Origin of the sequence: Veillonella sp. ZSJB6 (genome assembly GCF_051549505.1) — a bacterium.
Classification (GTDB): Bacteria; Bacillota; Negativicutes; order Veillonellales; family Veillonellaceae; genus Veillonella.
In genome coordinates this window covers 1-230 of sequence record NZ_JBPUGE010000220.1, presented here as the reverse complement: position 1 = coordinate 230, position 230 = coordinate 1, and the positions used below count along the sequence as shown (strand labels likewise).

The following is a 230-nucleotide window of genomic DNA, read 5'->3' as shown; positions in this document are numbered from 1 at the left end:
GGTGCACAGCTTGTGAGTATTACCGAGAGTATTGATACGAGTACGCCTGCCGGTCGGTTGTATTTTAATATTTTAGGAGCACTGGGTCAGATGGAGCGTGAGCTGATTCAAGAGCGGGTAAAGGCGGGTCTCGCGGCAGCGCGTCGCCGTGGTAAAGTACCAGGTAAGCCAAGAGTAAGTGAGGAGAAGTTGGAACTCGCTCGTCGGGAGTTGTCTGCTGGACGGACTTA

Annotated in this window: 1 protein-coding gene; it reads left to right on the top strand. The window is 53.0% G+C overall.

Features of this window, described 5'->3' with window-relative positions:
* Positions 1-12: 12 nt before the first annotated feature.
* Positions 13-230, top strand: a 218-nt coding sequence (locus ACSV5T_RS10500; protein ID WP_438321119.1) for a recombinase family protein, incomplete at its 3' end; no start/stop codon positions are given.